This is a genomic window from Vibrio sp. OPT46 (assembly GCF_015163535.1).
In the GTDB taxonomy this organism is placed as follows: Bacteria; Pseudomonadota; Gammaproteobacteria; order Enterobacterales; family Vibrionaceae; genus Vibrio; species Vibrio alginolyticus.
In genome coordinates this window covers 1-6759 of record NZ_JADDYG010000236.1, presented here as the reverse complement: position 1 = coordinate 6759, position 6759 = coordinate 1, and the positions used below count along the sequence as shown (strand labels likewise).

The 6759-nt window shown below is 47.3% G+C and carries 8 protein-coding genes; all 8 read right to left on the bottom strand.

What is annotated here, in order from left to right; all coding sequences use genetic code 11:
* Positions 1-687 (bottom strand): 3-oxoacyl-ACP reductase FabG (gene fabG, locus IQR33_RS09515; protein ID WP_193843666.1); only part of this gene is annotated, 687 nt, incomplete at its 3' end.
* Complete coding sequence (locus tag IQR33_RS09510; RefSeq protein ID WP_005388322.1) at positions 684-1148, bottom strand: hotdog family protein; 465 nt, start codon at positions 1146-1148, stop codon at positions 684-686. The genes IQR33_RS09510 and fabG, both read right to left, overlap by 4 nt.
* Positions 1141-2328, bottom strand: a complete 1188-nt coding sequence (locus tag IQR33_RS09505; RefSeq protein ID WP_017634798.1) for a beta-ketoacyl-[acyl-carrier-protein] synthase family protein — start codon at positions 2326-2328, stop codon at positions 1141-1143. Before IQR33_RS09505 ends, IQR33_RS09510 begins: the two co-directional genes overlap by 8 nt.
* Before the next feature lie 20 nt (positions 2329-2348).
* The gene (locus IQR33_RS09500) at positions 2349-2960 is read right to left on the bottom strand and encodes a DUF3261 domain-containing protein (RefSeq protein WP_017634797.1); all 612 of its coding nucleotides are present in this window, start codon (positions 2958-2960) and stop codon (positions 2349-2351) included.
* Positions 2957-5299, bottom strand: a complete 2343-nt coding sequence (locus tag IQR33_RS09495; RefSeq protein ID WP_064369068.1) for an MMPL family transporter — start codon at positions 5297-5299, stop codon at positions 2957-2959. The genes IQR33_RS09500 and IQR33_RS09495 overlap by 4 nt, the downstream gene beginning before the upstream one ends.
* Positions 5271-5891, bottom strand: a complete 621-nt coding sequence (locus IQR33_RS09490) for a LolA family protein (protein WP_017634795.1) — start codon at positions 5889-5891, stop codon at positions 5271-5273. Before IQR33_RS09490 ends, IQR33_RS09495 begins: the two co-directional genes overlap by 29 nt.
* Positions 5891-6337 (bottom strand): acyl-CoA thioesterase, encoded by a 447-nt coding sequence (locus IQR33_RS09485; protein WP_005388315.1) that lies wholly within the window; start codon positions 6335-6337, stop codon positions 5891-5893. Before IQR33_RS09485 ends, IQR33_RS09490 begins: the two co-directional genes overlap by 1 nt.
* On the bottom strand, positions 6337-6759 hold a 423-nt coding region (locus IQR33_RS09480; protein WP_193843665.1), incomplete at its 5' end, for an aromatic amino acid lyase. The genes IQR33_RS09485 and IQR33_RS09480, both read right to left, overlap by 1 nt.

The window sequence follows — 6759 nt, the reverse complement described above, 5'->3', positions numbered from 1 at the left end:
TACATAGCCTGCGATGTCAGACATAAGGTAACTGACTAAACCAGCGACTTCTTCTGGTTCTCCCATGCGGCGCAAAGGAATTTGCGGCATCGCGTGTTCTTTTACGTGTTCGTCTACCATGCCTGTGTCGATAAGTCCCGGTGCAACGCAGTTAACGGTGATTTTGCGTTTTGCCAGTTCAAGTGCGAGTGATTTTGTCGCACCAATTACACCCGCTTTTGCTGCGCTGTAGTTGGTTTGACCACGGTTACCCATCAGGCCAGAGACTGATGCAAGGGTAACAATTCGACCACCTTTACGCCTTTGCACCATTGGCATAACACAAGGGTGAAGAACGTTGTAGAAGCTATCTAGGTTGGTATGAATCACGCCATCCCATTCTTCTTCGGTCATCGCAGGGAAAGCGGTATCTTTTGTGATGCCAGCGTTGTTCACGACGCCATAGTAAGCGCCGTGTTCGGCGATATCGGCTTCTAGTTTCTCTCGGCAATCTGCGCGGTCACTGATGTCGAATTGGATAAGACGACCGTTACCCCCATGCTGTTCGATGGTGTCTAGGGTATCTTGCGCGCCTTGTTGATCGCCCATGTAATGGACAATGACTTGGAAACCATCTTTGGCTAATTGAACGGCAATGGCTTTACCGATGCCTTTGCTGGCACCTGTAACGAGGACTTGTCGGGTCATTGTTGACTCCTGATTTTCATTTCTTGTAATTTTTCTTCTGATGGAACGTAAACGTTCAATTGGCAAGTCGCTACAACAGTTCCTTGTAGCTCAATACGGGCTGAAAAAACCGCCATACCGTTATCTTCCATAACTTTTTCAGCATACACATCGAGCACCTGTCCGCGAGAAAACGTATCGCATTCAGACGTGTATCGACGGCTACCAAGCAAAAAGCCAATCGGTGGCGCTTGTTCCTTCATTAATGCGTGGTAACCAGACCACGCCGCGACAGATTGCGCCATAAACTCAATGCCAACGTAAGCTGGCACGGTTTGAGAGGTCGAGTCGAAGAACGGGTTGTGTTCTGCGATATCAACCTGGCAGTGAATCGTATCTTGTTGAACATCCAAAGCACGATCAACCAAGATCATTGGTTTGTCGTGTGGCAAAAGTTGTTCGATGGGAGGAAGTTTAGTCATGAGCGTAACCAAAAATAAGACTAATATTATTGCCACCAAAAGCAAAAGAGTTGCTGAGAATCGCTTTGTTACCCAGTTTGGTTGGCGTCTCAACTAACGATATATGGATATCGTCTGCTTTGGTTTCGCAGTGTTGTATTGGCAAATCAAGGTTGTACTTGAGAATATGCCAAGCGATAGCCGCTTCCGTTGCACTTGCTGCACCTAATGTGTGTCCGGTAAGTGGCTTTGTCGAGCTTACGGGAACGGAGTCTCCAAAGCAGCGATGAATGGCTTTGCTTTCCATCGCATCGTTTAACGGCGTTGCTGTGCCATGCGCGTTGATGTAACCAATGTCTTGCGCTGTAAGTCCTGCATTGGCCAACGCTTTTTTCATCGCTTCTTCTGCGCCTAACCCTTCTGGATGTGGTGCGGAAATATGGTGTGCGTCTGAGCTGTCGCCAGCTCCGAGAAGAGCAACGGGCGCAGGTGTTTTGCTTAGCAACATTAATGCTGCGGCTTCACCGATATTGATGCCGTTGCGATGTTGGTCAAACGGCTTACAAAGGGTATCGGATAGAGCTTCTAAACCGTTAAAGCCGTTTAGTGTGAGGCGACAAATGGTATCCACACCACCCACAATAACCGCATCAACAATGCCAGAGCGAATCATGCGTTGCGCGGTTAAAAAGACACGGCCACTAGAAGAACAGGCGGTTGAAACTGAGTAATGTGGGCCGCTCAAATCAAAGTAGGCGGCAATAAAATCGCTGCAGTTGCCAAGCTCTTGTTTGGTGTAATGGTAGTCGGCAGGAAAATTACCGTTTGCCAGCTTTTCGCCAAATGCGATTTCGCCATCTGAAATGCCAGATGTGCTGGTGCCGATCACGACTGCGATACGGTCACGACCATATTTAGCAATGGCGTCACGCACGTCGCCTTCGATTTGCAGCAAAGCCGAAAGTGCGAGGCGGTTGTTTCTCGTATCAAACTGGCTGAGTGCGGTCGGTAATTGCGGTAACGTCTGTGCAATTCGACCGATTACTGTTTGGCGGCCTGAATTTAAAATATCTTGGTCAACCACCATGTTGGATGGCTTCGCTCCTGATAAACACTGGTGGATGAGCGCATCATCTTGTCCCATGGCAGAGTGAAAGCCACAGGCCTGAATATACAAAGGTTGAGAAGAGCGAATAGGCATATTGTTATTCTAAATTGTTCTTAATTAATCTGATGTTGCAGTGTTTGAATAGAAATTGAAAACTGATGTTTGAGGTGATGAAAATCAATCTTACCCTCTAACTTGTTAGAAGAGCTGTATTGAATCTTAATGATCTTTTCACCGTCGCTATCAAAGATGGCGCGAGAATTATTTTTATCAATAATTCGCCACCTTACCTCATTTAACGACCCTTCCCAAGCGGAACTCGGCCAGAGCGTGATCATCAGGTTAAATAATACCTGTTCTGGCTGCGGTAGCGAACCTTGTAAACCGTTGAGCACTTCGGTTTGAATTTGTTCTCCATCGTAAGACAGTGAGAGTACTCTCGTCCCCCAGGATGAGAAGCCTGCCAGCACCACTTCGTTGTTGATCACTTGCAGTTGTACCGGAAGTTGCTCAGATTTGGTTTTACCATCTATTGCCCAAGAAGCCGTAATTAACTGACTGGCAGACAACTGATAGCCCAAGCTTGCGGGAGTGGGCAAGCTAACTTGGGTGTGCTCGGCAATGTCGACCTGAGGCGTCGATTGGTGAGGGACCAAGCTGCATGCACTTAAAAACAGGCTCAGTGCGAATAACGTCGCGCAGCGAAAGGCGTGATTGAAAATCATGACGTCGTTTCCTCTGTTTTAATTGCAATCGGAGAGAGCAGCCAAGCGACAAAAATACCACTTAACACCGTAATGCCGAAACTGTGAATCGCGTGAGTTTGGCTGAGTGACAGCAACCCAAATGACAACACAGTGGTCATTGCCGAAAGGGTGATCGCCAATAGTGTGCTCACACTGCGGGCTTTCTCGGCAAAGAACAGAGTGTAATCGATCCCGATACCAAGAATGAGCACCAAGCCAAGCAAGTTGAACAGGTTTAATGTTGTTCCCATCGCGACAGCAGTTGCAAGACCGCAGGCGCAAGCAATCAATGATGGCAGTAAAACTCGCCAACTGTGTTGCAGACCGTACCGCTTGATTAATACCAGAAAGATCACAGCACTGGCGGCTGCCAATAGCTCCATGATTTTGATTCGGTATTCACCAAATAGGGCGGATATTTCTTCAGCTTTGTTTAGGTAAACAACATCAGACTGTGATTTGGCAAATGCCTTAACAACAGCGGAGTCTTGCAATTGGTTTAACACCACAACCGTTGCCGATTTTTCTTTAATTTTACCCAAATGAAGAAAACGTACAGGCGCTGATACCGGGTTTTGCAAGTACTGTTCAACCGTAACAGGGATAAAGTCGGCGTCCATTTTGGGCTTTTTACTTAAGCCCAACCCGGAAGTAAGTGGGCTGGATTGTGTCGCGTAAAGATCGCGAATCAATTGATAGTCTTGTTGCTGACGTTCCACTGAGCTCAAGTAGCGGCTCAGGCTCTGGTAGCTTTCGATGGTGCTTTCCGCTTTCCACGCTTCTAAAGTTGGTGTCAAAGACTCCAGCTTTTTCATTAGGCTTTCGTCATCGTCGGCGGTAACGACCAACATTTGCTGCGAAGATTGCATGCCACTGAGCGTCGTAATCAAGGTTTCTTGCTGCTTGAGATCTTTCGGCATCGTTTGCAGCAGACGAATGTCGTCATCGTAGTTCAATTGCAGCAAGAAAAAGCCACTCGCAACCACACATAACATCGGTAATCCGACTTTAATTCGAGGTTGATTCCAAAGCGTTAACCATTTCGCCAACAGTGATTGTCCTGGTAAGTTCGAAATGGATCGCGATGGGTTACGAGCCAGTATCGGATACCAAGCCACCACGGTGATGTAAGCAGCAATCAGACCAATGGATGAAAACAGCGCAAGCTGCTGCAAACCTGGAAACGGTGCCACTAACATGCCCAAATAGCCGATCAAACTGGTGATTAAGCCAAGTGTGATAGCTATGAAAATATGCTTTAATCCTTGCTCGCTATCCCATTCATTTCCCGCCGCAAGACGTTCGGTTAGGTAGTGGAATGCGTAGTCGATAGACACGCCGATTAAACTTGCGCCAAACACTAAACTGAACAGATGGACTTTTCCAAAAATCCACGTCGTAACGGACAAAGCAACGAGCAAACCAATGGTGATGGAAAGCAGTGCCAGAGACAGTGGCATCACACTACGAAAGACCAACACGAGCAATGCAATGATACCGAGCAGAGAGAACACACCGATGGTACTGATCTCCGATTTGGCACTTTGCGTACCAAAGTCGGCGTAAAATAGAACGCCAGTATGTGCCACTTTAGCGCCATATTTCTGCGCGACGCTTTGCTCTAGCGCTTGAATGTCAGGGACGGCAAGCTGCCCAGTTAGGCTATAAGGCGAGTCTTTTAGCTCAGCAGTAATAAGCAAGTATTGAGCACCGTCTTTTTCGACGGACAGATAGCCGTTATCCAATCGGAAAGAGGACGATTGCTGGGTAACTTGGCTTAAATAATCACGAAATAGCAAGAAAGGATCATTTTGTAACTCTTGCCCAGTCACTCCAGAAAACGGGTTGTACAGAGACTGAATCACATGCTGCACTTGCTGTTCTGGATTTTTGCTTAAACGCTCTCGTTGTTCAGGCGTCAGCAATTGGAAACGGTGCTTAAAGTAGTAACTCGCCCAAGCTTGCTGCTCTTGAGGTGAGATTTTTCCCACCACATCGCGAAAATGATTACTTTGTCGTAACCCCTTATCAAATTCAGTGGCCGCTGCAAAAAGGGCATTTTTGTCCGGCGCTGTGATCACGAAAATGACTTTGTCGCTCATACTTGCCGAGACCGACTCAAAGGCTTGCTCTGCCACTGGGTTTTGTTGGTTCTTCGGCAACAGTTTTAAAATGTTGGTCTCAATCGGAGATTCTGCGCTCCAAACCCATTGTTTGAGTAGCAACGCGCCCGCTAAAACAACGAGATTGAGCCAAACCAGAGCAAAGGTATGAGTGCCAAGACTGAGTTTAGAAACGGAATTGAGCGTCTTCGGCATCCGTGAGTTCCTGAGGTAGAGAGGTCTGGTTCGTAAACGTGATTTCGGTCTTATCGCCACGCAGCTCTTGTAGGGTTAGGCGATCAATGTGCGTTTTACCGGAAAGAGTGATGGATTGAAACACCGCATTTAATGGCGACTGTTTTGGCACTAAAACGAGCTGCCATTGATTGTTCTCAACTGAAAAATCGAGTGTGAATTGTTCTTGCAGTGCAGAAGTATCCCCGTGGAACACGGATAAAAACACATGGCTAAAGTAGAACGCCATTGGGTTTTCTTCAGCAGAAATCGTTTTCGGAGCTTGGTCGGCAAAAGTCTGACGAAGTTTGTTTTCCGTCAATACCAAATTGACTGCGAAAGGTTCAGTTTGTTGCCACAACAAGCCATGTGTTTTGCTCAGTGTGAACTGACCTTTAGAGGTTAAAGGTTGACTAAACATTTCCAGATGACGCTGCTGCGTAAAATCTCCGCGTACGATTTCATGCTGAGACAACTGCTGTTGAAGCGATGCCAAATCCGTTACGTTTGCTGTCGGTGTGGCCAGTGCTGGAACAGAAAATATCAACAAAAAAGAGAGTAACCACTTTTGCATTAGTTCAGGCTCCCATGGTTGTGCCATTGCTCTACTTTATCTAAAAAGACTGCTGGAGAAACAAAGCACATCTCTTGCTTTTCAATGGATACGGCGACTTGCGTTGTATGCGCTTTGCACATACGTTGATTCGTTTCGGCGTCGTAAATCACGTAATCCACACGCAAGCGGTTTTCCCACTCCGTGAGTTGCGCGGTAATGCGAATGGTGTGATTAAACGGAATCGCCTTGACGTATTTAACGCGCGTGTCGATGATCGGCCACATATACCCAGAGTCTTGCATATCGCGATAGCTGTATTGGATCTTCTCCATCAGCACACGACGCGCTTCTTCAAAATACCGAAAGAAGTTGCCGTGATATATCACGCCCATCGGGTCAGCATCTTGGAATGAGGTGACCATAGTCACCTCCGCTTCTAATGGGTAGAGAACCTGCTCTTGCATTATACCTCCGCGTAGAGTGGCCAATGACGTTGCTGAATGCGTTCAATGAAATGACGCAAATCTTGTTCCAATGGGCGATCTTCAATCACAAACTCAAACTCGCTCAGCACGGCGTCACGAATTACTCGCAAACTCTGACTCATGTGGTGTTCGTCCAATTCGTTATGACGACGACGTATCTCAACCGCTTGAACGCTTGCTAGGAGTGAAGCCGCAGCAACTTGCTCTGTTAACTCAAGTACGCGTAAGCAATCACGAGCCGCAATGGTGCCCATGCTCACTTTGTCTTGGTTGTGACATTCGGTTGAGCGAGAAAAAACGCTCGCTGGCATGGTGTTTTTCAACGCTTCTGCCGTCCAAGCTGAGATACCAATCTGAACCGCTTTAAAGCCGTGGTTGATCGGTTTACGCTCGCCTTCTGC